Consider the following 22998-nt stretch of genomic DNA (forward strand, 5'->3'; position numbering starts at 1 on the left):
GTCCCTTAGGTCGCCGAGACCTTGAGCTTCACGAACCGGTCGGGGTTCGTGATCGAGCCGCCCACGCGCTTGCGCGAGTGGAAGACGGTCTGGCCCTTGGTCGCCAAGGTGTAGGGATCTCGGAGCACCTGGAAGGAAATCCGGTCAACGATTCTGTAGCCGGAGAGATCGCCGAACAGGATCGGATACTTGTTCGCTCCGATATCGTCCATGTCGATGGCCTCAACGATCGGACGACCGAGCAGTGTCGGCGCGGCGCCGTTGTTGAGGTCGTCGATCAGGAGATAGCGGCCCATGCCATCCTTGAACTGGCGGATGGCCGAGATGGTGTTGCGGTTCATGAGCCACACGCCACGCTGCGCCCAAAGGGTCGGGATCGCATGGAACACCTTGACCAGCACGTCTGCCGGGTTCGAGGCCGGGAAGTCTGCGGCAGCACCGGTGATAACCTGCGCAATGCCGCTGGCGGTCATGAGGCCGGCCGGCTGAGTAGTGCCGTTGCCCTTCACAAAGGAAGTGCCCTCAGCAAGAGCGAATGACTCAGCCGTATCGGAGGCCAGCTCGCCCTCCAGATTGTAGGCGTTGTCTTCCAGGAGCTGGTTGGAAACGGGCGTAAACGTGGCCGCTTCGTAAGGGGTGATCGTCACGCCAGCGTAAGACGGCTCACTCTCGGTGCGGTCGTCGGTATCAGCAACCCAGGTGGCCGCGGTGCTGCCAGTGCGGCGCGGATACTGGACCTGTGCCGAGCCAACCGTCACGACGCGCGCATACTGGCGGATCGGCGAGAACTGGCGGAGGAGCTTGAGCACTTCCTGACCGAATTCCGGCGGCGTGAGCACAGTGTTGCCGGCGGCGGTAAGCGACTTCTTTTCGAGGTCGCTCAGGGCGTCGGGACCGGTGCGGAGGAAGGTCTCAAAGGCCTTTTTCTCGACGTCGCTGGTGATCGCGCCGTGGCCCTGCCGGTTGAGCTTGGCCTCGATGCGATCGAGGCGTTCGGCGGACTTGGTCTCGATTGCCTTGATGCGGTCTTCGAATGTGCCCTGGAAGCCCTCAAGGGCTTTGGTCACGATCGCGGCCGGATCGTCGTTCTCGACGCCGGTATCCTTCAGTTCGAGGGGAGAAAAATGCTTCATGGTAGGGGGACGTTGCCTTTCTGGGGTTGAGTTCACTTCGATGACGCCGCCGTGAAGCGTCGAATGATCGCGGCCACCGCTCGCGCGGTGTCGTAGCTCTTTGCGGACGTGACTCTTGCGCGAGGGTGCGCCGGAGATCGCACCAGGGACACCTCGACCAGGTCGAGGGCGCTGATGACGCGATTGCGTCCTTGCTGCTTTGCCTCGCGCGTGCGGAATCCAATCGACAAGCCGGAGACCAGGCCAGACTTCACCATGGAGAGAATGGAGCGGGCGCGGGGCTGGTCTTTGTGGATCGAACCTTTGACGATCAGGCCGTCATTGGTCTCGGCGACTTCGGACCAGCTACCGACCAGGTCGGAGGGGTCGTGCGAAAACAGCATCGGAAGGTCCGCGGCGATGTTGAACGCGCCCTTGGTGATGATGTCGCCGGTGAGGTCGGGACCGGCGTTGAACGGCCAAGCGGTGCCGATGATTTCTCCGGCGTCGCTGACGTTGAGCGTGGCTTTGATCTCTAGGCGGTCCATCGATCAATCCCGAAAGATTTCGAATGCCGCGGTGAACGTCTTGGCAGAGCCAGGCGTTACGGCCGTGCGGGTCTCGATGACAAAGAAGACGTTCTTTGTGCCGGCGGACGGGTCGAAAATGATCTCGCTACCGATCAGCGGTGCACCAATGCCCTTCACGACGGAGCCAGAGAATTTCTGGTCAAGCGTGACGCTAAACGCGCCGAGGTAGTTGCTCTCGGTGAGCGCGGCGGCGAACGCTGCGTTGTCGCCGGATGAGAAGGTCGGCGCGTCCTTGAAGACGTGCACGTAAAGATTCGCGTTGAACCAGGCGAGGTCATTCACCTTGACGCGGCAGCGGCGCAGAACGCCAGTCGTATCGATGTCCCGGGATGCCGGGATCGCCACACCGGAGCAAGATGCCGCGGTGGTCGACTGTGCGACGATATCGCCGACTGCATAGGCAGCCGTATCGGCGGGACGCTGCACCGATCCACCTACAACGGCAGAGTTGGCGGTGATCGGGAGCGGATTGGCGTCGGTGATCGGAGTGCCAGCGGCGAAGGTCATGCTCGCTCCCTCAGATGGAAACCGTAATCGACGGCGAGGTAGCGCCCCACAGCTCAACGCGGATCAGGCAATTGCCCAGAATGAACCCGCATGTGCCGTTTGCGGTGAAACGGGAGAAGTCCCCATTGCCCGCTTTCTCAACGTCGATCCAGGTCGTGCCGTTGTCAGGCGACATTTGGAGCGCCGCAGTGCCGCCGCCGAAGTTGCCATAGATAGAGACGGCGCCCCGACCGCCCGACCAGGGCATTGCACCTGTCGCGCCGTTTGCAGTGAGATTAGCTTGCATTGCTATGATCCTTGTCATGTGGGTTGCCGAACAAAGTCCGTTCCAGGACCTTCGCGGCGAGTTCGTATGTTTCGATGAGCGGCCGGCCGTCTGCGTAGGCAGCGATCAACTCTGCGGCGCGCTTGGGCGCGGTGGTGCCGCCGCCGATCAGAGCGAGGCGAATGGTTTCGTTGATGTCCGCTTGGGCGAAGTTGCGCGCGAACACGCGATTGCTGAGCGCGCCGATAGGACCGCACTTGCTCTCAAGCTCGCGGATCAGCGGCGCTGTCAGTTCGAATTTGTGTTCGCCGTCGGCGAAGAATGCGGTGTAGGCGGCCATCAGCCGCGCCCTCCGTAAGCCGAGGTATTGAAGGCGTTCTCGATTGAGCCGGCGCTGTCGGCGTAGACGTCGATGTCTTCGACGTCGGACCAGGCGGAGATCAGTGTCGAGCCGGTCAGCACCTCGCCATAGATCAGCGGCACCGCGTTGCCCTGCTGGCCGGAATTGCCGATGTTACCGTTGTTGACGTTGAGGCCATTGGACGCCTGCGCTGGTTGGGCGGCGGGCTTGGTAAGCAGCGTTGATGCACCGGATAGCGCGAGGCCAAGGCCGATGGCAGCCACGGTGCCGTAGCTCACACCGGAAAGAACGCCGGTGGCCGCGAGCGGGGTTGCGAGCACGCCGCCTGACATAAAGATCGCGCCGCCGACGAGAGCGGCACCGAGCACGATCTTGGTGGTGCCCTTCGCGGTATTCGATGCGGCTCCCTTTGCGACCGGGATGATGTGTAGGTCGGCGTGGCCCAGCTTGAACTGGTTCACCAGCTCGAGGTCGAGCTGCATGCCGCTGCGCTTGTCACCGCGGACGATTTTGTAGGCGCCCTGCTCAAGCGATTTCACGAAGCGACCAGGAAACGCACAGTTGAGTGCGCGCAAAGCTTCCCCGGCAGTCAGCACGTCAAAGCGATGAGACGCGCCGAATTCCTTGCCGAGCTTGCCATGCAGATGGACTACGCGAAGCATCATGCGGCCTCTCGATCGTTGCTGCCGCTGGCGCTTAGAGCGCCGCCAGCATGTGCAGATGACGTGTTGGGGTTCTCGAATACGTCGCCGCCTTCGTAGGCGGGGTAGCCAAAGCCGATCGAGCGGGCCTCGTTCGGATTCAAAATTCTGGCGGACACTGCGACGGAAAGCGCTTGCGCCCGGGCGAGCAGATCGGCGCGTGCGAAGGCGTCGAGATTGAATTCAATGCAGAACTGGTCGCGCTCTTCTTTCGTCAGGAGCTTCAGCTCCAGGGATTGCTCCCAGGACTTCAACCAGGGCAGCAACGTCATCGAGACGAATTCTTGGCCGAGTGACTCGATGCTGCGCGGCGTCGAGCGGTCCAGCTCCATGAGCATGTGCAGCGGCACACGGAACAAGCGCGCGATCTCGGCGATAGCGAACCGGCGCATCTCAAGAAACTGCGCGTCAACGCTGGAGAACGTCAGGGCCTGCCAGTTGACGTCACTCGGCAGAATGGCCGTGCCGCCGCTGTTGGTGCCGCGATGCGTTGCCTGCCAAGCCGTCCTGATCTTCGCAATCGCGTCGGGCGTTGCGTTGCTCTTGAGCGAGAGAACGCCGGAAGGTCTTGCTCCGTTGCCGAACAGCCGCGACGCGTAGCGCTCCAGAACGATCGCGAGCGCGATGGTCTCCCTGCCCTCGCCGACCAGGCCAAGCGCCGGATTGTAGGCCGGGCTGTGCAGATGGATGATGTCCGCGGCGGGGATCTGGCGGCCGGCCTCGCTACCGCTCGCCTTGATCGCATACTGCGGTTCATAGTTGCTGTAGTCGATGACGATCGAGGTGAGCGCCGGATCGAGCCGGATCAACTCATAGGGTTTGCCATCCACGCGAACGATTTGAGCGAAGCCGCCCCAGGGCCGGAGCAACGCGTCGGCCGTTACCTGCGAACGGAAGAGACCGGCCGGCGTCCAGGCGTTCGGCGCGTCACCGAGCAGCCGATAGAGCGGATGGTCGGTGGCAGGCTTTTTGCCGCCGTCGGGTAGTCGTTTGTAAATTCGGAGCGGGAGCTGGCCGACGGCCTCGGAGATCGAGCGCACCGCACAAGCCACAGGCGCGCAGGACATGGCGCTGGCTGGGGATACGGACGCGCCAGCGATCGTCTGCGCAGAGCCGAACAGGGACAACAGAAGGTCGTCGGGCTCAGCGAGGCTGGCCTTAGTTTCGATGCCGAGAAAGGATTTCAGGCGGGTCGCGATGGACAAAAAAGCACACGTCAGAGCTATGCCCGCTGGTTAGGCGAGCGAGGAATCAAGTCCTCTGTCTGTCTGTGCTGCGATCGGCGCTGGAGTTCTTTTCGAACAAATGGCGTCGATAGATTGAAACAATCTTGCTATACAGTGCGGGTCAATTGTGGCAAAAATGAGTCGCTACCCCGGCTAAGTGCGCCGAGAAACTGTTACGAGTTGCACCGTTTTCGTTTGGTTGCAATCGTTTAAGCTGCTGATTTAATTGATAAATTACGGAAATGGTCGGGGCAGCTGGATTCGAACCAACGACCTGCAGTACCCAAAACTGCCGCGCTACCAGGCTGCGCTATACCCCGAATGTCCAGCGGACCCTGTCGATACACGCTTCAAGGGCTGCCAGCAAGGCGGCTGTGCGCCGCCGATTGTGGCCCTATTTGGCGCCGAACAGTGGGTGCGCGACGCGGTCGCCGGGGCGGATGCCGTATTTCTGCGCCGTACCGGCCGGCACCTCCAGGACGGCCCTGGCGAGACCGCGCGAAGGAATGATCTTGGTCGACAGCGGCTCGGTATTCTCGGCGATCCGCAGGATGCGACCATCCGCAGCAATGAAGATCATGTCGAGCGAGATGTAGGTGTTCTTCATCCACATCGACACTTCCTGCTCGGGCGAGAAGTCGAACAACATGCCCTTCCCGTCTGCGAGCTCCTTTCGATACATCAGGCCGGTCGTCTTCTCCTCCTCGGTCGTGGCCATCTCGACGGAGAACACCTGGACGCCGTTCCTGGTCGCGATCTCAAGCGGCTGGAAACTCGCGGCCCGGATGGGGCCGGCGCAAGCGGCAAAAACGAGGATTACGGCCAACAAGCCCCGGACCAGGGACCAGGCTGCCTTGCGATCAAAATTCATGGAACGGCACTCATGCCAGCGGCGTGGGATTGGATGCGCATCCTAACCCGGCGATCATGGCAAATGCCAGACGCCCCCACCCGCCACGGCTGCTCACGAATCCGGGAACAGCCGGCTGGAAGAACTGGTGGTTAGTGGGACTGGAGCCCGGGCGATCCGGTCTCGGGATGGATCTCGGCGGCCATCATGCCCTTGGAGCCCGGCCCGTAGCGGACCAGCACATACTGGCCCGGTCGCAACTCGGTCATGCCGAAGCGGCGCAGCGTTTCCATGTGCACGAAGATGTCAGGCGAGCCCTCGCCGCAGGTGAGGAAGCCGAAGCCGCGGAGCCGGTTGAACCACTTGACCTGCGCACGCTCGAGCCCGCTCGTCGGCGTCACCGTGACATGGGTGCGCGCCGGCAGCATCTGGGCCGGGTGGATCGCGGTCGACTCGTCCATCGAGACGACGCGGAACGCCTGGTAACCCTTGGCGCGCTGGATGCACTCGACGACGACGCGGGCCCCCTCATAGGCGGTCTGGAAACCGTCGCGCCTGAGAACGGTAACGTGCAGGAGCACGTCGGGCCAGCCGTTGTCGGGAACGATGAAGCCATACCCCTTCGAAGCGTCGAACCATTTGATGACGCCCGTGACTTCGACAAGGTTGGCGCTGGCCTCACCAAGCCCGGTGAAGGGACTAAGCGCTGGATCGCGACCGACACCTGTTATCTCGCCTGGTGCCAGCCGCCCAGACGCCGCCCCCGGCGCCGGAACTCCGACCTTCTTGGACTCGAATCCGTCCGACGACCCCATAACCCCGGACCTCACACATCAAAGGCAAACCGCCCTCAGCGACGGTGCCGAATCACGCGTCTGGACGAGAACTTCTCACCACGACGCCACACGAATCTCTCGAATCAAAAGATAACACTCCCGGTTGCGACGCATAGACAAAAAAGAGATTCGCCGGAACCTATGAACAGCCTTGCATAGCCACGAATCAAATTCGACGTCATCAGTTGCCGACGAAGGGCCCCAGGGTCTCGCCGATGTCATGATGGATCACGAGGTCGGCGATGTCGTCCTGCTCGGTCGGCTCGCGGTTGATGATCACGAGACGCGCGCCGCAATTTTTCGCCATCATCGGAAAGCCCGCTGCCGGCCACACCACGAGCGAGGAACCGATCGCGATGAAGAGATCGCACTGCTGCACAAGCTCAGTCGCACGCTGCATCGCATCTTCCGGCATGGCTTGCCCGAACGAGATCGTCGCTGTCTTTACTGGCTCGGCACACACGCTGCAGTCAGGCGCGGCGCCGTCTGCGTCGAACCGCCGCCTCACCCAGTCGAGCTGATAGGTCTCACCGCAACCGACGCACCGCGCGTAAGTGGTATTGCCATGGAGCTCAATCACGTGGTCGGCGGCGAAGCCGGACGCCTGGTGCAGATTGTCGATGTTCTGCGTGATGACGGCGGGAGCCTTGCCGGCACGATAGAGCGAGGCCAGCGCGCGATGGCCGCGTCCGGGCTTTGCTGCAGCAAAGGTCGGCTCCATCGCGAAGCGGCGGCGCCAGGATTCGTCCCGCGCCTGCTGGCTCGCGACGAATTCGTCGAACGGAATCGGACGATTACGCGTCCACAATCCGCCCGGCGAGCGGAAATCGGGGATGCCGCATTCGGTCGAGATGCCAGCACCGGTGAACGGCACGATGGAGCGCGCCGCAGCGATCATGTCGCCGAGCCTGTCTACGCCGCTGCGAAGATCTGATGCAATCATAGGCAGCCATCCCGTTCGCCAATGTGCCTCCTATAGCACGCCCGGCCCGGTTGCGATGACCTCGTTCATCGCAAATCTCGCTCATCGCAAATGACGCCCCCGCAGCCTGCGCATCTGGCACTAGAGCGCGGCGATCTTCTCCATGAGCCTCGCATTCGCATGCTCGCGCAATTGCGCGAGCACTTCAATGCTCAGAGAGTCCAGTCTTCGCCACCTCAGCCTGCTGATTTGCTCATTTGGGCTAGCGGCAGAACGCGCAAGCGACAAGATGGTTGACACTCTTATCCACTATGAAGCGCGACGAGCTCGGAAAACTTTTCCGCCTATTGCTCATCACAATCCGGCAATGCCTCGTCCCCATTGACGCCCCATTCGAGGTCGATCAATGCGTCCGTTCGAATCCGACTCAACGCGATGCGGCGGGCAGCGCTTGAGGTCAGTTGGTAAGAAGGGGATGAACATGACAGAAGAAGAACAGCGTAAAGCAAGGGAGCGTGACGAGATTGCCGTGCGCGTCGCCGCTTTTCGCGCGACACAGGAAAAATTCAAACGCGAGCGAGAGGAATATTTTGTCTCGACGCTGGAGAACGCCCGCAAGGTCGAGCGCCCGTCGCTTTGGCCGTAAGGCCGTTTTGAGTTGAACAAGCAAAAAGCCCGGAGCGCTGCTCCGGGCTTTTCGTTTTGGCGCTTGGTCTTACCAGTGACGCCAGTGATGATGCCTGTGGTAGACCGGACCGCCGTAATAGGCGTAGGGACCCGGTCCGTAATAATAGCTCGGGCCGTAATCATAGTAGCCCGGGCCATAATAGTATGGATGGGACGCGGCGATCGCGCCCGCCGTGAGTGCGCCGGCGGCAAGACCGAATGCGAGACCCGGCCCGATGTGGCGCGCCTGCGCCGGTGCCGCAGCCGCGGTCACACCAACCGTCGCAACGGTGGCCAGTATTGCCAATGTCCTTTTCATGCGCTTCTCCTCCATCACTCTTTGCAGGGACCAACGTTCGCACCGTCTAATGGTTGCGCGCTACCGCATGTCGATGAAACCGAGGTCGTCACAAAAAAACTGGCTCAATCGGGAACCAAAAGAAGTGCCCGAGCATTTGAAATCCAAGTGCCAGAGCCTCCGCCATCCGGGTCGAGGCGAAAGCACGAAGACCCCGCCAGCATCCTCCGTGGTGTTGGCGGGGTTTTCAGTTTCAGGGCGCGGTGGCAGCAGAGGCGCTCCGTTGCCAGTGGGGAAGATCACTCGAGGAGGTCCCGTTTGCCGATATCCGCATTGCTGGTTCGCATCCGCAGGCTCATCCCCAGACGCCAAGATGAACACTACGAAGAGATCGTCCGCAGCTTCGGCGTCGGCGCATTGCGCCTGCCACCGACACCAATGAGTGACGGCGAACTTGCCCGCGCGATCGCCGAGTTCCTGAAGGGCTCGCCTTCGGCAACTTCGGTCTCGTGCCTCGGACGACGGCTGGATCCATCCTCCGGCACCTGAGCAACTTTCTCGTCAGGGGCGTGGAACAAACCTGCCCCTAACGCGTTGGCTATCCTCGTTCGCGCAAAGAGGCTGCGATGCCAGCGTGGCTTGAAGTCCTGCTCAACGTGGTTGGCTACGCCGGCTTCCTGGTGCTGGCCGCGCGCAGCGCCTCGCGGGTCCGAGGCCCCGGCGATGACTCACATTTGCCGCGATAGGATTCGGACGAACGGCGGCGCACTCAGTGCGTCTGCGGCGATTGCCCCGCCGTGCGCACCAGCTGGTCTGCCTTCACGAGCATGTGCGACCCGTCTTCCACCTGCGGACGCAGCGAATAACTGATCATCACGAAGGCGGCGCAGAACAGCACGCCGACGACCGTGACGCGACGAAAGGTCTGCCGGTCGGCCTGGTAGAAGGACGGCGTCGAAGGTGGTGTCATGGCCATTGTGTCTGGCTCTCGCGTTTGGCTTTGCCTGCGAGCCGACACCTATCGCAATGCGTCACAACTGCAACGCGATCCGGCTTTTAACCTAACCGAATAGGCTTGTCCGATCTCGTGCAAGCTTTCGTTAGGCTTTGCCGCGCAGCGTTTACCAGCGTGCGATCAGATTTCGGCGAGCCGCTTCAACGTCGCGCGAAAGCTCAGGCTGCGGTTGCCGCCGACCAGCACGGTGCCGAACACCTCCGCCTCCTTGTCGGTGAACGTCCCGGAAAACCCGCTGGTGACCTCCTGCCCGCCGAACAGCGGCCGGACGAAGGGATCGGCATACGGCGTGTGCTGGTTGGTGGCGAGCTCGCCCTTCCAGGTGCCGTTGCCGAACGTGTACGAGCCTTGTGACCAGAAATATGGTCCGCCGCCGAGCAGCACCCCATCGCGCAGCACCAGCACGCCGCTGTCGCGCCCTCTCACGCCGTCGAGCATGTGGATGTGGATGGAGTAGAGCCCGTTCTTCATGGCAGCTGCGACGATACACCCTTGCCAGCCATAGCGTCGAGCAGCAGCGTGAAGCGCGAGCCTGCCATGCAGCCCGTTACATGCTCCTCCCCCTGCCCTCGCTGCGCGTTTGCTGCTATGGAACTGCCGAACTCAAGCTCGCCTCAGTCAAAGACCGCCTAGGGAGAAAAGACCATGCGTTACCTCCACACCATGCTGCGCGTGCGCAATCTCGACGTCGCGTTGAAATTCTACCAGGACGCGCTCGGCTTGAAGGAGGTGCGGCGGATAGAGAACGACAAGGGGCGCTTCACGCTCGTCTTCCTGTGCTCGGCGGACGACCTCGAAGCGCTCAAGAAGCAGCCCTCGACGCGCGGTGCGCCGCTGGTCGAGCTCACCTACAACTGGGACGAAGAGAAATATGGCGAGGACCGCTATTTCGGCCACCTCGCCTACGAGGTCGACGACATCTACGCGACCTGCGATCGGCTGATGAAAGCCGGTGTCACCATCAACCGGCCGCCGCGCGACGGCAACATGGCGTTCGTACGCTCGCCCGACCTGCACTCGATCGAACTGCTCCAGAAGGGCGAGCCGAAGCCGCCGCAGGAGCCGTGGCTATCGATGCCGAACACCGGCCACTGGTAAAGCAGCACGCGCGTTCCGTGTGGAACGAGCCCTGCCCGTCGGCGTTCTCCCCTCAACGAGGACATCTGGAGGAGGACGCGAATGGCGAGAGGGCTGTTGCTGTGGTTGCTTGGCGTACCGATCCCGGTGATCATTCTGCTGTGGCTTTTCTTCGGCCACTGACGTTGTCACCGGTTGTCGGATGCGTCTGAAAGCTCAGCCCTGGGCGGAGCTTTTTGCATGAGACCGCTACGCGAACGCAGCTCGCTCGATGCGCGATATTCCGCTATCACCCGCGCAAAGCATGAACGCGGGAGGACCAGCGTGCCGGAGCAAGAGCCGCAACTGACGGTCTGGGGTCGCGCCAACTCGGTCAACGTGCAGAAGGTGCTGTGGTGCCTGACCGAACTCAATCTTGCTTTCGAGCGCATCGATGCCGGGATGCAATTCGGCCGCACGCGCGAGACCGACTACCTTGCGATGAACCCCAATTCGCGCGTTCCGACGCTGGTCGACGGCGACTACGTGCTGTGGGAATCCAATTCCATCATGCGCTATCTCTGTCTCGCCTACCGTCAGGGCACGACGATCTATCCGCAAGCCGCGAAACAACGCGCCGGCATCGATCGCTGGCTCGACTGGACGCTCTCGACGCTCCAGCCGGCCGATCGCCCGGTTTTCTGGGGCATCGTGCGCACGCCGCCGGCCGCGCGCGACATGGTGCAGATCCAGAAGGATGCGGACGCGGCGGCCGAGGTCTGGCGCATCCTCGATCAGCAGCTTGCGACACGCCGCTTCGTCGAGGGTGATGACTTCACCATCGCCGATATCGCACTCGGTGCCTATGCGCGGCGCTGGCTCGGCGTCGAGGGCATCACCCGCCCAACGCTTTCCAATCTGAACCGTTGGTTCGCGCAGTTCGCAAGCCGCCATGGCTTCGAAAAGTACGTCGCGCCTCCCATGTCGTGAAGGTTAGCGCCAGCCGCGCTCGACCAGCAGCACGCAGACGACCAGCACGAGCGTGACGGCGGCGGTTGCGAGGCGTGCGGTCCAGCTCATGCCGCGGCCGACCCACCAGAGCAGCGCGCAATACATCAGGACGGGAACGATGATGTCGAGCGACAGCCGGTCCACCGGCACGCGCCGTTAGCGTCGGCTCGAGGCGCCAACGCCGATATCGACTGCGCCGCCGATCTTGACGCAGCTTCCCGTGGCCTCGACCTTGACGAAGCCCGGGCCGTAGGCGGCACAGGCATTGGCGCTCCCCGTACCCTTGAGCGGAAGCACCTTGCCGGTCGGTGGCGACCGCTCCGATGTGGGCAGGCGTGCCGTCTCGGCACGGGCCCACGAGATTGCGAGACAGCCGATGGCGATGATGATGAGGGAGATAGCGCGCATGCTGCCTTGTAGCGCGGGCACGGTCCGGTTTCCATCCGGGCCGGCGCGGCCGAAGGTCAGATGAATTTGATCCCGGCGGACCTGCCGCGCCGCCAGACCACCTGGCAGCTCCGGCCCGTCCGGGCATCGCGCGCAAAGGCCAGCCGGATGACACCGGGCAGCTGAGCCGCGTCCTCGTCAAGCGTGATGCGCGCCCCTGACGTCGAGATGTCAGCCACGAGGCAATGCCGCGCGGCGAAACCGCCGTCGAGCGTGATCCAGGCGTGCCGGGACAGCAATTTACGGGCTGCGCGCTTCTTGGTTGCGGCCATCGGCTGGAAATCTCCTCCTCCAGCGCTATCGCAGGGACCCCTAAGAAACCGTTGAAATTGCCCCGGAACTCACCCGGAGGCGACATTCTCCACTGGTCCGAAAAGACGTTCCCGAACGACTTGCCCCACCAGCCAAAGGCCACTATACGTTCGCGCGCCGCAGGGCATTCCGGGTACGACTCGTTTGGGCCCCGGCGCAAGTCTTGCTCCCTTCGTCTATCGGTTAGGACGCCACCCTTTCACGGTGGAGAGAGCGGTTCGATTCCGCTAGGGAGCGCCAACAAAATCAAAGACTTGGCTGTTCCTTCCTTCGCTGTGACCAACAGCTGTCCAATCTGCGAGTGTTGACTCGCCTGTCCGACCGAGACCGGGAAATTGAGCTGAGCAATGGAGCGGCTCTGCCTGGGGTAAGCCGCCGAACGCTGTGAACTAGAGCATGCGCGCGATGAGCTGATTGCCATATGGCTCTGATGAGCATCCCGAAGGGACCTTTGAGACGTGGCGAGCGTTGAGGTCTCCAAGCCAGGGCAGGATCGCGAACCCGGAGTTCCGGTCGTGAGTACGGTCCCTCTCGAACTTGAAAGACGGTCCGCCCGGCGGTGGGCCGCCAAATTTGAACGGCCCATTTCGCCAGCTCAGCAAGAACGCCAGCCCGACAGCGAAAGTCCGCAGGTCCTCTCGCCCTCAAGGAAGAAAAAGTCACCTGCCAAGCTGAGACTGCGGCGCATGGAGAATCCGTCAGCCTAGGAGCTGGCGGGCAGTTTGTCGTTCACCGCCCGAGCTCGTCGATGATGTGCTAATCCTGCCCCATAGACGCGGATCAGACTCCGGCACATGGAGTGGCACGATGACGCAGAACCTCGTAACCGTGTGTGTCGTAGCGGCTTTGATTGTCATGGGCTTGCTTGCCTTCGCCCACGAGCGACATGGAGAGTGCCTGCACGGGCGCCTGGCCAAAACCCATATGCCCTGCGGATCGGTCAGCCCTTCAATATAGGGCGAGCGACCGAAGTCGCGCCGGCGAGAAAACGCAGGAACGCGGGCCCCTGCTGCGCATTCAAACTGGATGAGGCAGCTTGCTTTCGGCCTGGCTGCTTTAGGTGGCTCGCTGATCCTCTTCGTCCTGTGGTTGGGACATCACGAGCAGCAGGCAGCCGTCGAGCGGCTGGAGCGCTACGAGATCCCCCATACCGACCGGTGATCTGCCGGCTCGATCGGGGCATCGCGGTGTGCGACTCCGTGGCCCCAACTCGTCACCTCTCTGGAGCTGGGGCCTGCCGCGTAGCCCGCCAGCGTGAACCGGCAGGCTGAGAGCGCGGGGCTCACGTCAGGCGATCGCCGTAGGTTCCCAACGACTCATCCTAGCAAGGGAACGGACCACCTTCGCGTTGGGGATGCGCAAAAGAACTCTGGGAAGCAGTAGATTTAGCTTCCTCAACACGCTCGCTAACCCATTGATTTTGAAGGAAACAGCGGCTCCCGCCAGGGAGCGCCAGCGCCGGACTTGCTGAAACCAACGTATAGCTATCGGAATACCGCGAATTCCGGCCTCATCAGCGCATGAGGAACGAAACCGCCTGGATCATCGTCCCCGCTATCGGCTTCGCCATTCTCTTGGCGACGATCGTCCTGCTCATCGGCCGGTGATGCCAAGGTTCCATTTGACAACCCGTGGCCCAGCCGGACTGTCTCAGGTCCGAAACTCTAATAGAGTCACCCCGCGCGGGCGATCCCCTGTCTTAACTGCGTCGATTAAATCGCCTTGTCTCGGACCAAATTGCCGAGGCAAACTTGTTTCAGACCGTGCCTTGTGCGCGGCCTTCGCTGTCATTGCTCGCTTGCGATCGGAGACCGAATGGCTGTCAACAAGATCACTTGGGAACGCGTCGGCCGGGTCACCGAGCCTGGCCGCTACATGTACACGTTCGGCTGGCTGACGATCACGGAGGGCGACCTCCAGGTCTGGCAGCAATATCCCCATGCGGCCTTCACACTCCTCGCGCACGTGCCGTCGGCCGATGCCGTCGGTGATGAATTCCATCTTGGCACGTTTGACATCTCGCCCGATGTTCAATCAGCCTCGGACGGCGTATATACGGGCACGGCAACAGGCGAGCTGCATTGGTAGCGTGTCTGCACCGGACGCCGGCCGCCGCGGGGAACAGATGGCATAGCTGTTGCTTTGTCAGGGGCATGATACATCTTGCCGCTCCCTATCAGGCATTCCTGCTGCTGCTCATCATCGTGTGCCTGGGGTCATGTTTTGTGCGGGTCTTCTGGCAGCTGGAGCAGGTGCGCGCTCGCCGCAACCAATCGCCGCCTCAGCGATAGGCGCTCCAAAGTGCCTCTGCCTGCCCGGCGTGATTTCGCTTATGGATACGTGGTCCGAACGCGCACATCGTGAAGCGAGGAAACGGCCTCAATCCATTGATTTTTCCGACAAACCATCGCTCTATGCGACGCGCCCGGCGCTTGATCAAAAAATCGAGCGGAGATGGTTATGCGGTTCATTGCGCTGGTGTTTCGACTCCCGTTCCCCGCGCGGATGAACGGAAGCCGTCGGAATCATTAAGCGTTGCGACAGCAAGCACATGACACATCGTCGCATCGCCACACGTGGATAAGCTGACCAAGGGAACCTATTGTCCAACCGATGATGACACTGCTTGAAGCATTGCCGACCGTAATCGGGACGGCCGCCGTCGCACCGGCTTTGTTGATGCTCTGGCTCGTCATCGCAGCCGAGGAGCGCCCCGGCCCGCCGGCCCAGGTCTGGACCGCCTTCCTGCTCGGTGCGGCCAGCATTTCGCTGCTGGGGCTCGCCCGTGCGCCGTTCGCCAAGATGGTCGCAGCCCCTGACGATCCCTGGGCGGCGCTCGCCATGCATTCGATCTTCGGAGTGGCGCTGCCGGAGGAAGCGGTGAAGGTCATCGCCATCGTGCTGGTCTCCTCGACCAAGCGGCGAACCTTTGCCAATCCGATGGACACGGTGGTCTATGGCGCCGCGGTCGGGCTCGGCTTTGCTGCCTACGAAAACCTCGCCTATCTGGTGCAACATGCCGACATGTGGCGCGCGCTCGCGGCCCTGCGCAGCGTGCTCACGGTGCCCTTTCACGGCGCACTCGGCATCATTGCGGGAGCCTATCTGGCTATCGCCCGCTCCGGCACGGCGCTCGGCGCGCACCGTCACCATCGCGACTGGGCGCGCTTCTCGAGCCGCGTCCTGATGCTGATGGGCCCGCTCGCGCTGCATGCGAGTTTCGATTTTCCGCTGCTGACCTTGCAGCGAATGCCCGACCTCGATCCGAATGTGCGGATGTGGTTCGGCGCGGCGAGCCTCTTGATCGGCTTCAGCTCGATCGCCTTCGCCATCCGCCTGGTGCGCCGCGTCGCGCGCCACCACGCACCGCGCACCGAGATCGCGCGCGAACGCCTCAGCCAGCTTCGGCGCATGTGGGCGCTGCTGGTGATCGGCGGCGGCGTCGGCTTTGTCGGCCTTGCCTTCGTGCTGACCTCGATCCATCACTGGCTCGTCAATCCCGATCACAACGTGACGCTGGTGCTGATCCCGATCGGTCTGACCTCGATCCTGCTCGGTATCGCTCTACTGGTTGTCACAACGGCGATCTACGTTCTCGGCCGCAACCGCATCCGCACCAGTGCCGAAGGGTTTTCATCCGCGCCCTGAGGCGGGTGGTCACCGCGGAACGCACATACTAGAGTGAGCCGCGTCTGGTCCTTGCGGCCTGGAGGCCTCCATGACGCCGCCCGAGCAATTTGCCCGATTGCAGTCCGCCATGAGCCGAGCAGTCAAGGCGCATTGGAAAGCGTTCCTGTTCGAAGGCATCCTGCTCGTCATTCTCGGCATCACCGCGCTGATCCTGCCGCCGCTCGCAAGCCTCGCGATCACGATCTTCCTCGGTTGGATGTTCCTGATCAGCGGCATCGGCGGGCTGGTCGCGACATTCTGGGCGCGCAACATGCCGGGCTTCTGGTGGTCGCTGATCTCCGCGGCGCTCGCCGTGCTCGCCGGCATGGTCCTTTTGGCGCGACCGATGCAGGCCGTGCTGACGCTGACGATCGTACTCGGCGCTTATTTCCTCGCCGAGGGCGTCGCCACCATCATGTACGCGCTGGAGCATCGCCGCGAGCTGACCGGCCGCTGGTCGTGGCTCGTGATCTCCGGGCTCGTCGACATCGTGATCTCTTTCCTGGTCATCACGGGCCTGCCGAGCTCGGCGGAATGGGCGATCGGTATCCTCGTCGGGATTAACCTCCTGTTCGGCGGCGCCACGCTGATCGGCATCTCGCTTGCGGCGCGCAACAGCAACACATGATCGGCACGGTGGCTCACCCCCTTGTTGGGGGGTGACAAGCCCCAAATGCTGCGCTATAGAGCCCGCCATGATCACCTTCGCCACCAGCTATTTTTGGTACTTTAGCTACGACAGCTCGCTGGCGGCGGGAGGATCGCGCTCAATCTGACACATTGCAGCAAGACATCCGAACAGCCGCCAGACCTGGCGGCTTTTTTATTGGCCGGCAGGTTCTCTCACAACAGGAGCCCGCCGTGCTGAGCACGACCGACGATCTTCGTATCCGCGAATTGAAAGAGCTGAGCACGCCGGAAGAGGTGATGCGGGAGATCCCGCGCACGCTCACGGCAACCCGCGTGGTGATGGCGGCGCGCAACGCGATCCACGCCATCCTGGGCGGCCAGGACGATCGCCTTCTGGTCGTCGTCGGCCCCTGCTCCGTGCACGATCCCGAGGCCGCGATCGACTACGCCGAGAAGCTCGCACACCTGCGTGAGGATCTGGCCGACCAGCTCGAGATCGTGATGCGGGTTTATTTCGAGAAGCCGCGCACCACCGTCGGCTGGAAGGGTCTGATCAACGACCCCGACCTCGATGGCAGCTTCGACATCAACAAGGGCCTGCGGCTTGCGCGCAACGTGCTGTCGGCCGTCAACAATCTCGGCTTGCCCGCCGGCGCCGAGTTTCTCGACATGACGACGCCGCAATATATCGCCGATCTCGTGTCCTGGGCCGCGATCGGCGCGCGCACGACTGAAAGCCAGATCCATCGCGAGCTGGCGTCGGGGCTGTCCTGCCCGGTCGGCTTCAAGAATGGCACCGACGGCAACGTGCGCATCGCTGCGGACGCGGTGAAGTCGGCCGCCCATCCGCACCATTTCATGGCGGTGACCAAGCGCGGCCGCTCGGCGATCGCATCGACCGCGGGCAACGAGGACTGCCACATCATCCTGCGTGGCGGGAGCAAGCCGAACTACGACGCCGCGAGCGTGGCGGCGGCCTGCAACGAGCTCGCCAAGTCCGGCGTCGGGCCGCGCCTGATGGTGGATGCGAGCCACGCCAATTCGAGCAAGAAGCCGGAGAACCAGCCGATCGTCACCGCTGACATCGCCGGCCAGATCGCCGGCGGCGAGAGCCGCATCATGGGCGTGATGATCGAGAGCAACCTCGTCGCCGGCCGCCAGGATGTGGTGCCGGGCAAGCCGCTCACTTACGGCCAGAGCATCACCGATGGCTGCATCGACTGGACGACGACGGCGACGGTGCTCGGGCAGCTCGCCGACGCGGTCGAGAGCCGGCGGAACGCACAGCGCGCGGGCATTCACGAGCGCTCTGCCTAGGCGGGCCCTTGCGGGCGGGGCGAGCTGTCGCGCCCTGCCCGCACGCTACGCGGCTAGCAGCCGCGGCAGATGCTCTTGATCTTCTTGTCGAGCGCCTGGTTTTCCTTACTCAGGGGATCATTGGGATCACTGATATTCTTTTCATTGGGCACATCGGACGCGCGCGGCTGACGGTGCCCAATGGGCGCCTCTGGCACCGAGCCGGACGTAGCCGACTGTCCCGATGATGATCCCTTGCTCCCGGTCTGCGCGATGGCCGTGCCGCCGAACAAGGCCAGCAGCGACAGTGCCACGACAATTTTTCTCATTCTGCTCCTCCACTCCGAAAAGCCGGCGCACCCTCGTCTTGTCCGCTCAGCTCTCAGGCGGATAGAGATGAACGTCGCCGCAATAGTCAACGATACGATAGCGCGTTTCCGACGCCGCATCACCTTTGGTGGGTGCGGTATTTTGCGTCGCCAACACGTAATTCGGGCCAACCGGCGATTTACCGGCGCCGCCGGGAAGATCGAGCACGTACTCCGGCTGGCACAGCCCCGACACCCGGCCGCGCAGTGTGCGCATTAATTCCTGCCCCTCCGCGAGCGTGGTGCGCAGATGCGACGTGCCCGGTGCGAGATCGCCGTGATGCAGGTAGTAGGGCTTGATCCGGCATTCCACGAAAGCACGCATCAAATCCGACAGAGCGGCGACGTTGTCGTTGACGCCGCGCAGCAACACGGACTGGCTGACCATGGGAATGCCGGCATCAACGAGGCGGGCGCAGACGGAACGCGCCTTGTCCGTAAGCTCGCGGGCGTGGTTCGCGTGCAGCGCGACCCAGGTCGTGGCACCTCTCACCCTCAATGCGGCAACCATTTCCTCGCTGACGCGGTCGGGATCGGCCACCGGTACGCGGGTGTGCAGGCGGATGACCTTGACATGATCGATCCCGCCGAGATCAGCCATGATCTCGCCCAACCGCCGCGGCGACAGCATCAGGGGATCGCCGCCGGTGAGGATCACCTCCCAGATCTCGCTGTGTGCGCGGATATATGCGATCGCTGCGCTATAGGCGCTCTCCGACAGCGCGTTCTCCTTGCCCGGGCCGACCATCTCCCGGCGGAAGCAGAAGCGGCAATAGACCGCGCAGACATGCACGAGCTTGAACAGCACCCGATCGGGATAACGATGCACGATGCCGGCGACCGGCGACCAGGCGTGATCGCCGATCGGGTCGGCATCTTCACCCGGCCGCACCTCGAGTTCCGCAGCATTCGGAACGAATTGCCGGGCGATGGGATCATCCGAATCGGAGCTGTCGATGAGACCGGCGAGTTCGGGCGTGATCGCGACCGCGTAACGCGAGGCGACGCGCTCTAGCGCGGCGAGCTCGGACGCCGGCGCGAGGCCCAGCTCTACGAGCTCGGCCGGCTCGCGCAAGGTTCGTGCGAGATTGGTCTTCGTCATGTCTCACCTTGAGGCGGCGTCCATACCACCTGATCAATCCGCAATGCACCGCTCGCCAGCATCACCAGCCGGTCGAAGCCGAGCGCCACGCCGCTCGCTTCCGGCATTTGGCCCACGGCGGCGAGAAAATCCTCATCCAACGGATAGGCCTCGCCATAGCGCCGCTGCTTCTCCGCCATCGACAGTTGAAAGCGCCGGCGCTGCTCCACGGCATCGGTCAATTCCCCAAAGCCGTTGGCAAGCTCCACCCCGCAGGCATAGACCTCGAACCGTTCGGCCACCCGCGGATCGTCCGCCTTCGCACGCGCTAGCGCTGCCTCGAGAGATGGGTATTCGAACAGAATGGTCAAACGCCCCCGTCCCAGATGCGGCTCGACGTGCTCGACCAGCACCTTGCTGAAGATGTCCGACCAGGTGTCGTCCTCCGTCACCCGCACCTTCGTCCCGGCGGCAGCGGCGAGCGCATCGCGGTCGCCCTCGCCGCGCGAAATGGTCGACAGCAGATCGATCCCTGCAAACTGCTCGAAAGCATAGGCAACCGTCAGCAGCTCCGGCTCCGCAAAGGGGTCGGCGGTCCGGCCCCGGAACGAGAACTGGCCGATCCCAGTCGCCCGCGCGGCAGTTGCGATCACCACGATGCAGTCGGCCATGATGGCGTCATAGGGAGCGCCTGCACGGTACCATTCCAGCATGGTGAACTCGGGCAGATGCAGATCGCCCCGCTCCCGGTCGCGAAACACTCGCGCCAGCTCGAAAATCCGGGACTCCCCGGCCGCGAGCAGCTTCTTGCAGGCGAATTCCGGCGAAGTCCGTAAATACCGCGTCACCCGGTTGCCGTCGGGGCGCATGATCCCGGTCCGGGGCGCGTGCAAATGGGTCTCATTGCCCGGCGAGACCTGCAAAACCGATGTTTCGACCTCGACAAAGCCCTGCTCGGCGAAGAAGGCCCGGACGGCGGCCGTGATCGCCCCCCTTGCCTGGAGGAACGGTCGCCGGTCGATGTGCCGGTTGGGGGCCCAGAACGGGCTGGTGAGCTTGTCCCCAACCATTACCGGACCATCCCGGGGGACAGCAAAACGCTGGCATCCAACGGCAAAATCAGTATGTTGCGGCCCGAAACGGGCGCCGAGGTCCGAGTCAAGGCCCCCAGTCCCCCATCAATTTGACCATGCCCTGGCCGGTGCCGGGCTAAGCAAGCAGGAAATACAGCTTTGAGAGTCATCGCCAGTTCTATTCGCAAAGGCAACGTGATCGAGCAAGACGGCAAGCTCTACGTCGTCGTGACCGCGGAGAACATCCATCCCGGCAAGGGCACCCCGGTCAGCCAGATCGAAATGCGCCGAATCAGCGACGGGGTAAAGATCTCCGAGCGGTACAAGACCACCGACCAGGTCGAGAAGGTCACGATCGAGGAGCGCAACTACACCTTCCTCTACGAGGATGGTGACGGTTACCACTTCATGAACCCGGAAACCTATGACCAGGTCCAGGTTTCCAAGGACATCATCGGCAACTCGGCCGCCTATCTCCAGGAGAGCATGACCGTCAAGCTGTCCATGCACGACGCCAACCCGGTGTCGATCGCGCTGCCGCAGCGCGTGACGCTGGAAGTGGTCGAGACCGAGCCCGTGACCAAGGGCCAGACGGCCTCCTCTTCCTATAAGCCTGCAGTGCTCTCCAACGGCGTCCGCACCACTGTGCCGCCCCACATCTCGGTTGGCACCCGCGTCGTGGTGATGACGGAAGACGGTTCTTACGCCGAGCGCGCCAAGGACTAGGCAAAGCGACCGAGCGGTCGGAACAGGCAAGGGCGCCGGGGGACGAGACAACAGTGGGCAGGCACAGGTTCCGCTTCGTCTCGTCCCTTTTGCAGTCGCTTACGCTTCTGGTCGCCGGCTCTGCGCCGCTGTCCGCGGACGAATTCCGCACCCCCTCGCTTACAGCCCTGCGCGTCGACTGGCGCGTAGCGCTCGACCAGCTCCGCAGCGAAATCAACGCGCATCCGGCAATCGCCGGCGACTTCGTGTTCACACAGCGCCGTTCGGTTGGCCACTTCGATCCCCGCGCGCAGCCGGCGCTGGTGCAGCTCAACGGGGTTTCCTCGCAATTCTTCCCAGGTATCGCGCGCAGCTCCGTTCCGGTGCTCCTGCCCTTCGATGCCGCCGCCTATCTCGACGCTCAGCGCAGCGGCGCAGCGGCGAACCTTGCACTTGCCCGCTACCAGTCCGACTTCAGCCCGGCCGACCTGTTCGATGCTGGCCCTTCGGGCTACGACGCGGTTTTCTCGCTTGAGCCGGGTGCCGGCGACGGGCTGCCGCAGCGGGTGTTCGCAAAGCCGGTGGAGATCCAGATCACCGGCTCCGCGCTGATCTACGATCTTGCCGATCCCTCCGGTGGCAAGGGCGAGCCTGTCAAGTCGCTGTCCGGCCAATATCCCGATCTGCGCCGCTTTATTCGCGAAGGCTTCGTCCGCTACGCCTTCAGCCGCTTCGGCGCGGCCTATGTCGTGTCGATCCAGTGCCTCGACAGCGTCGCAAAACCGCGGCGCCTCGCGTGCAAAGAGGCTTATCCGGTTGCCGAGCGTTTCCTGAAAGCGCTGCATGTGGCGGGTGGGCAGCGCATCCGTCCGCTGACGGACATCGCCTCCGAAATGGTCGATCGGCCCTTGGGGCGGGCGGCGGATTTCGGCTACCGGCCGAGCGGCGACATCATTCCCAACACCGGCTACCGCAAGCAGGCGGGCCATCCCGACGTCATGGCCTATGCGCAGATTCGCTTTCCACTCGCGAAGGCGCCGGCCTACGTCCGCTCGCAATCCTACGGCAAGCGCGACAAGACGGATGGGCCGACCACCTATCCCTGGCGCGATAATTTTTGCGAGTCCCGCAGCTTCCAGGTTTGGCAGTGCCCGGGCGGCTATGGCCACCAGGGCGAGGACATCCGCGCCGCCAATTGCCCGGCGAATACTGACGCCGGCGAACGCTGCGACCCCAAGCAGCAGAGCGTCGTCGCCGTGCGCGATGCGACCGTGATCCGCGGGCCGAAGGACCAGGCGGCGACGCTCCAGGTCAATAGCCGCACCGAGCACATCCGCTTCCGCTACATGCACATGAACCCGTCCGCGATGAACGTCGACGGTCTCGTCAACGGCCACACCGTCAGCGAGGGCGAGAAGATAGGCGTGATCTCCAACTATCTCGACCATCCCGGCGGCACCTCTCTTCACCTGCATTTCGACGTCCAGGTGTTCACCCGCGACGGCTGGATCTGGGTCAATCCCTACGTCACCCTCATCTCCGCCTATGAGCGCCTGATCCGCGGCCGCGGCCACGAGATCGGCCCGGAGGTTGCCGGCGCGCCACAGCCGCTTGCGCACGCGCTGCCCGAAGATACGGTCAAGCCGGACCAGCGCGAAGGCTCAAGCAGCGAAGAGAATTGAGGCGAGCGCGGCCGCCCACAGACGGCGTCTGCTCGGCCTCGGCACCGTCGCTGCGAGCGCGACGGAACCAGCATCAATAGCCCGCACGATTCCTGCACCATCCCAGCCAGCGTTGGCCCAAGTTTAGGCATCATTCGCATAGCGCGCCGCTCGTTGAGCCTCCTGATCAAGGGAACGTCGATGGCACGCAAAATGCTTTTGAGTTGAGATGTTCGCAATCTTCATCATCGTCAGCATTTTCAGCGCGGGAATGGCCGCAGGCTACGGCATCCGTGACGCGATATCCCGCCGGCGGCGAAGGAGGTCAAGGCACGCTGGT

General features: G+C 63.1%; 30 protein-coding genes and 2 tRNA genes. 12 read left to right on the forward strand and 20 right to left on the reverse strand.

The features are described from left to right. Nucleotides 1–5: 5 nt before the first annotated feature. The 11 genes from SO156_RS01265 to SO156_RS01315 form a co-directional block, all read right to left on the reverse strand. Nucleotides 6–1133 carry a phage major capsid protein gene (locus SO156_RS01265; RefSeq protein WP_498533573.1) on the reverse strand — a complete coding sequence of 376 codons (1128 nt, stop codon included), beginning with the start codon at nucleotides 1131–1133 and terminating at the stop codon, nucleotides 6–8. A 32-nt stretch (nucleotides 1134–1165) separates the two neighbouring features. Further along, nucleotides 1166–1660, reverse strand: coding sequence for an HK97 family phage prohead protease (locus SO156_RS01270; protein ID WP_498533574.1), 495 nt, complete (start codon nucleotides 1658–1660; stop codon nucleotides 1166–1168). Between the two features lie 3 nt (nucleotides 1661–1663). Next, nucleotides 1664–2209 carry a hypothetical protein gene (locus SO156_RS01275; protein ID WP_498533575.1) on the reverse strand — a complete coding sequence of 182 codons (546 nt, stop codon included), beginning with the start codon at nucleotides 2207–2209 and terminating at the stop codon, nucleotides 1664–1666. Between the two features lie 10 nt (nucleotides 2210–2219). Further along, nucleotides 2220–2456 carry a hypothetical protein gene (locus SO156_RS01280; protein ID WP_498533576.1) on the reverse strand — a complete coding sequence of 79 codons (237 nt, stop codon included), beginning with the start codon at nucleotides 2454–2456 and terminating at the stop codon, nucleotides 2220–2222. A 28-nt stretch (nucleotides 2457–2484) separates the two neighbouring features. Further along, a complete protein-coding gene (locus tag SO156_RS01285) occupies nucleotides 2485–2814 on the reverse strand; it encodes a gene transfer agent family protein (RefSeq protein ID WP_498533577.1) in 330 nt (109 codons plus the stop codon). Next, nucleotides 2814–3500 carry a tail assembly protein gene (locus SO156_RS01290; protein ID WP_498533578.1) on the reverse strand — a complete coding sequence of 229 codons (687 nt, stop codon included), beginning with the start codon at nucleotides 3498–3500 and terminating at the stop codon, nucleotides 2814–2816. Before SO156_RS01290 ends, SO156_RS01285 begins: the two co-directional genes overlap by 1 nt. Then, a complete protein-coding gene (locus tag SO156_RS01295) occupies nucleotides 3497–4741 on the reverse strand; it encodes a phage portal protein (RefSeq protein WP_498533579.1) in 1245 nt (414 codons plus the stop codon). The genes SO156_RS01290 and SO156_RS01295 overlap by 4 nt, the downstream gene beginning before the upstream one ends. A gap of 264 nt (nucleotides 4742–5005) precedes the next feature. After that, nucleotides 5006–5082: transfer RNA gene (locus SO156_RS01300), tRNA-Pro, on the reverse strand. A gap of 74 nt (nucleotides 5083–5156) precedes the next feature. Then, entirely contained in the window at nucleotides 5157–5633 is a 477-nt protein-coding gene (locus tag SO156_RS01305) for a DUF192 domain-containing protein (RefSeq protein ID WP_458147946.1), read from the reverse strand. A 131-nt stretch (nucleotides 5634–5764) separates the two neighbouring features. After that, nucleotides 5765–6427 carry a cold-shock protein gene (locus SO156_RS01310; protein WP_498533580.1) on the reverse strand — a complete coding sequence of 221 codons (663 nt, stop codon included), beginning with the start codon at nucleotides 6425–6427 and terminating at the stop codon, nucleotides 5765–5767. A 202-nt stretch (nucleotides 6428–6629) separates the two neighbouring features. Further along, nucleotides 6630–7391: an SIR2 family NAD-dependent protein deacylase gene (locus SO156_RS01315; protein ID WP_458147948.1), complete on the reverse strand. Its 762-nt coding sequence runs from the start codon at nucleotides 7389–7391 to the stop codon at nucleotides 6630–6632. A gap of 460 nt (nucleotides 7392–7851) precedes the next feature. On the opposite strand from SO156_RS01315, the gene SO156_RS01320 reads away from it, so the two are divergent. After that, nucleotides 7852–8016, forward strand: coding sequence for a hypothetical protein (locus tag SO156_RS01320; protein ID WP_458147949.1), 165 nt, complete (start codon nucleotides 7852–7854; stop codon nucleotides 8014–8016). Between the two features lie 69 nt (nucleotides 8017–8085). Here SO156_RS01320 and SO156_RS01325 read toward each other — a convergent pair whose 3' ends face one another. Beyond that, complete coding sequence (locus tag SO156_RS01325) at nucleotides 8086–8355, reverse strand: hypothetical protein (protein ID WP_458147950.1); 270 nt, start codon at nucleotides 8353–8355, stop codon at nucleotides 8086–8088. A gap of 312 nt (nucleotides 8356–8667) precedes the next feature. Here SO156_RS01325 and SO156_RS01330 point away from each other — a divergent pair, with 312 nt between their 5' ends. Beyond that, nucleotides 8668–8883 carry a hypothetical protein gene (locus SO156_RS01330; RefSeq protein ID WP_498533581.1) on the forward strand — a complete coding sequence of 72 codons (216 nt, stop codon included), beginning with the start codon at nucleotides 8668–8670 and terminating at the stop codon, nucleotides 8881–8883. Between the two features lie 220 nt (nucleotides 8884–9103). Here SO156_RS01330 and SO156_RS01335 read toward each other — a convergent pair whose 3' ends face one another. Together SO156_RS01335 and SO156_RS01340 are read right to left on the reverse strand one after the other, a co-directional pair. Further along, a complete protein-coding gene (locus tag SO156_RS01335) occupies nucleotides 9104–9310 on the reverse strand; it encodes a hypothetical protein (RefSeq protein WP_498533582.1) in 207 nt (68 codons plus the stop codon). A 159-nt stretch (nucleotides 9311–9469) separates the two neighbouring features. Then, nucleotides 9470–9820 (reverse strand): GrlR family regulatory protein, encoded by a 351-nt coding sequence (locus SO156_RS01340; RefSeq protein WP_458147953.1) that lies wholly within the window; start codon nucleotides 9818–9820, stop codon nucleotides 9470–9472. A 174-nt stretch (nucleotides 9821–9994) separates the two neighbouring features. Here SO156_RS01340 and SO156_RS01345 point away from each other — a divergent pair, with 174 nt between their 5' ends. Further along, the gene (locus SO156_RS01345) at nucleotides 9995–10447 is read left to right on the forward strand and encodes a VOC family protein (protein WP_458147954.1); all 453 of its coding nucleotides are present in this window, start codon (nucleotides 9995–9997) and stop codon (nucleotides 10445–10447) included. Nucleotides 10448–10666: 219 nt separating this feature from the next. Then, on the forward strand, nucleotides 10667–11395 hold the full coding sequence (locus tag SO156_RS01350; RefSeq protein WP_498533583.1) for a glutathione S-transferase family protein: 729 nt from the start codon (nucleotides 10667–10669) through the stop codon (nucleotides 11393–11395). A gap of 3 nt (nucleotides 11396–11398) precedes the next feature. Here SO156_RS01350 and SO156_RS01355 read toward each other — a convergent pair whose 3' ends face one another. From SO156_RS01355 to SO156_RS01365, 3 genes are read right to left on the reverse strand one after another with little or no spacing between them, the layout of a single operon-like run. Further along, nucleotides 11399–11560 (reverse strand): hypothetical protein, encoded by a 162-nt coding sequence (locus SO156_RS01355; RefSeq protein WP_498533842.1) that lies wholly within the window; start codon nucleotides 11558–11560, stop codon nucleotides 11399–11401. Between the two features lie 12 nt (nucleotides 11561–11572). Then, nucleotides 11573–11845 carry a hypothetical protein gene (locus SO156_RS01360; RefSeq protein WP_498533584.1) on the reverse strand — a complete coding sequence of 91 codons (273 nt, stop codon included), beginning with the start codon at nucleotides 11843–11845 and terminating at the stop codon, nucleotides 11573–11575. Between the two features lie 35 nt (nucleotides 11846–11880). Continuing rightward, nucleotides 11881–12135 (reverse strand): PilZ domain-containing protein, encoded by a 255-nt coding sequence (locus SO156_RS01365; RefSeq protein WP_458147957.1) that lies wholly within the window; start codon nucleotides 12133–12135, stop codon nucleotides 11881–11883. A 205-nt stretch (nucleotides 12136–12340) separates the two neighbouring features. Here SO156_RS01365 and SO156_RS01370 point away from each other — a divergent pair. The 6 genes from SO156_RS01370 to SO156_RS01395 all read left to right on the forward strand — a co-directional run bounded on the left by SO156_RS01370 (nucleotide 12341) and on the right by SO156_RS01395 (nucleotide 17791). Beyond that, nucleotides 12341–12415: transfer RNA gene (locus SO156_RS01370), tRNA-Glu, on the forward strand. A 786-nt stretch (nucleotides 12416–13201) separates the two neighbouring features. Further along, nucleotides 13202–13336: a hypothetical protein gene (locus SO156_RS01375; RefSeq protein WP_449381753.1), complete on the forward strand. Its 135-nt coding sequence runs from the start codon at nucleotides 13202–13204 to the stop codon at nucleotides 13334–13336. Between the two features lie 654 nt (nucleotides 13337–13990). After that, nucleotides 13991–14263 (forward strand): hypothetical protein, encoded by a 273-nt coding sequence (locus SO156_RS01380; protein ID WP_458147959.1) that lies wholly within the window; start codon nucleotides 13991–13993, stop codon nucleotides 14261–14263. 528 nt (nucleotides 14264–14791) lie between these two features. After that, a complete protein-coding gene (locus tag SO156_RS01385) occupies nucleotides 14792–15823 on the forward strand; it encodes a PrsW family intramembrane metalloprotease (protein ID WP_498533829.1) in 1032 nt (343 codons plus the stop codon). Nucleotides 15824–15893: 70 nt separating this feature from the next. After that, a complete protein-coding gene (locus SO156_RS01390; protein ID WP_458149602.1) occupies nucleotides 15894–16472 on the forward strand; it encodes an HdeD family acid-resistance protein in 579 nt (192 codons plus the stop codon). Nucleotides 16473–16705: 233 nt separating this feature from the next. Beyond that, on the forward strand, nucleotides 16706–17791 hold the full coding sequence (locus tag SO156_RS01395) for a 3-deoxy-7-phosphoheptulonate synthase (RefSeq protein WP_498533585.1): 1086 nt from the start codon (nucleotides 16706–16708) through the stop codon (nucleotides 17789–17791). A 53-nt stretch (nucleotides 17792–17844) separates the two neighbouring features. Here the strand turns inward: SO156_RS01395 and SO156_RS01400 are convergent, their stop codons facing one another. From SO156_RS01400 to epmA, 3 genes are read right to left on the reverse strand one after another with little or no spacing between them, the layout of a single operon-like run. After that, nucleotides 17845–18099, reverse strand: a complete 255-nt coding sequence (locus tag SO156_RS01400) for a hypothetical protein (RefSeq protein WP_458149600.1) — start codon at nucleotides 18097–18099, stop codon at nucleotides 17845–17847. Nucleotides 18100–18145: 46 nt separating this feature from the next. Continuing rightward, the gene (locus tag SO156_RS01405) at nucleotides 18146–19240 is read right to left on the reverse strand and encodes a lysine-2,3-aminomutase-like protein (protein ID WP_458149599.1); all 1095 of its coding nucleotides are present in this window, start codon (nucleotides 19238–19240) and stop codon (nucleotides 18146–18148) included. Beyond that, nucleotides 19237–20289 (reverse strand): EF-P lysine aminoacylase EpmA, encoded by a 1053-nt coding sequence (gene epmA / locus SO156_RS01410; RefSeq protein ID WP_498533586.1) that lies wholly within the window; start codon nucleotides 20287–20289, stop codon nucleotides 19237–19239. The genes SO156_RS01405 and epmA overlap by 4 nt, the downstream gene beginning before the upstream one ends. Before the next feature lie 162 nt (nucleotides 20290–20451). Here epmA and efp point away from each other — a divergent pair, with 162 nt between their 5' ends. Together efp and SO156_RS01420 are read left to right on the forward strand one after the other, a co-directional pair. Then, nucleotides 20452–21018 carry an elongation factor P gene (gene efp, locus SO156_RS01415; protein WP_458149597.1) on the forward strand — a complete coding sequence of 189 codons (567 nt, stop codon included), beginning with the start codon at nucleotides 20452–20454 and terminating at the stop codon, nucleotides 21016–21018. A 53-nt stretch (nucleotides 21019–21071) separates the two neighbouring features. Further along, the gene (locus tag SO156_RS01420) at nucleotides 21072–22679 is read left to right on the forward strand and encodes a M23 family peptidase (protein WP_498533587.1); all 1608 of its coding nucleotides are present in this window, start codon (nucleotides 21072–21074) and stop codon (nucleotides 22677–22679) included. Nucleotides 22680–22998: the final 319 nt, after the last annotated feature.

It is taken from the genome of Bradyrhizobium sp. UFLA05-125 (assembly GCF_059803515.1).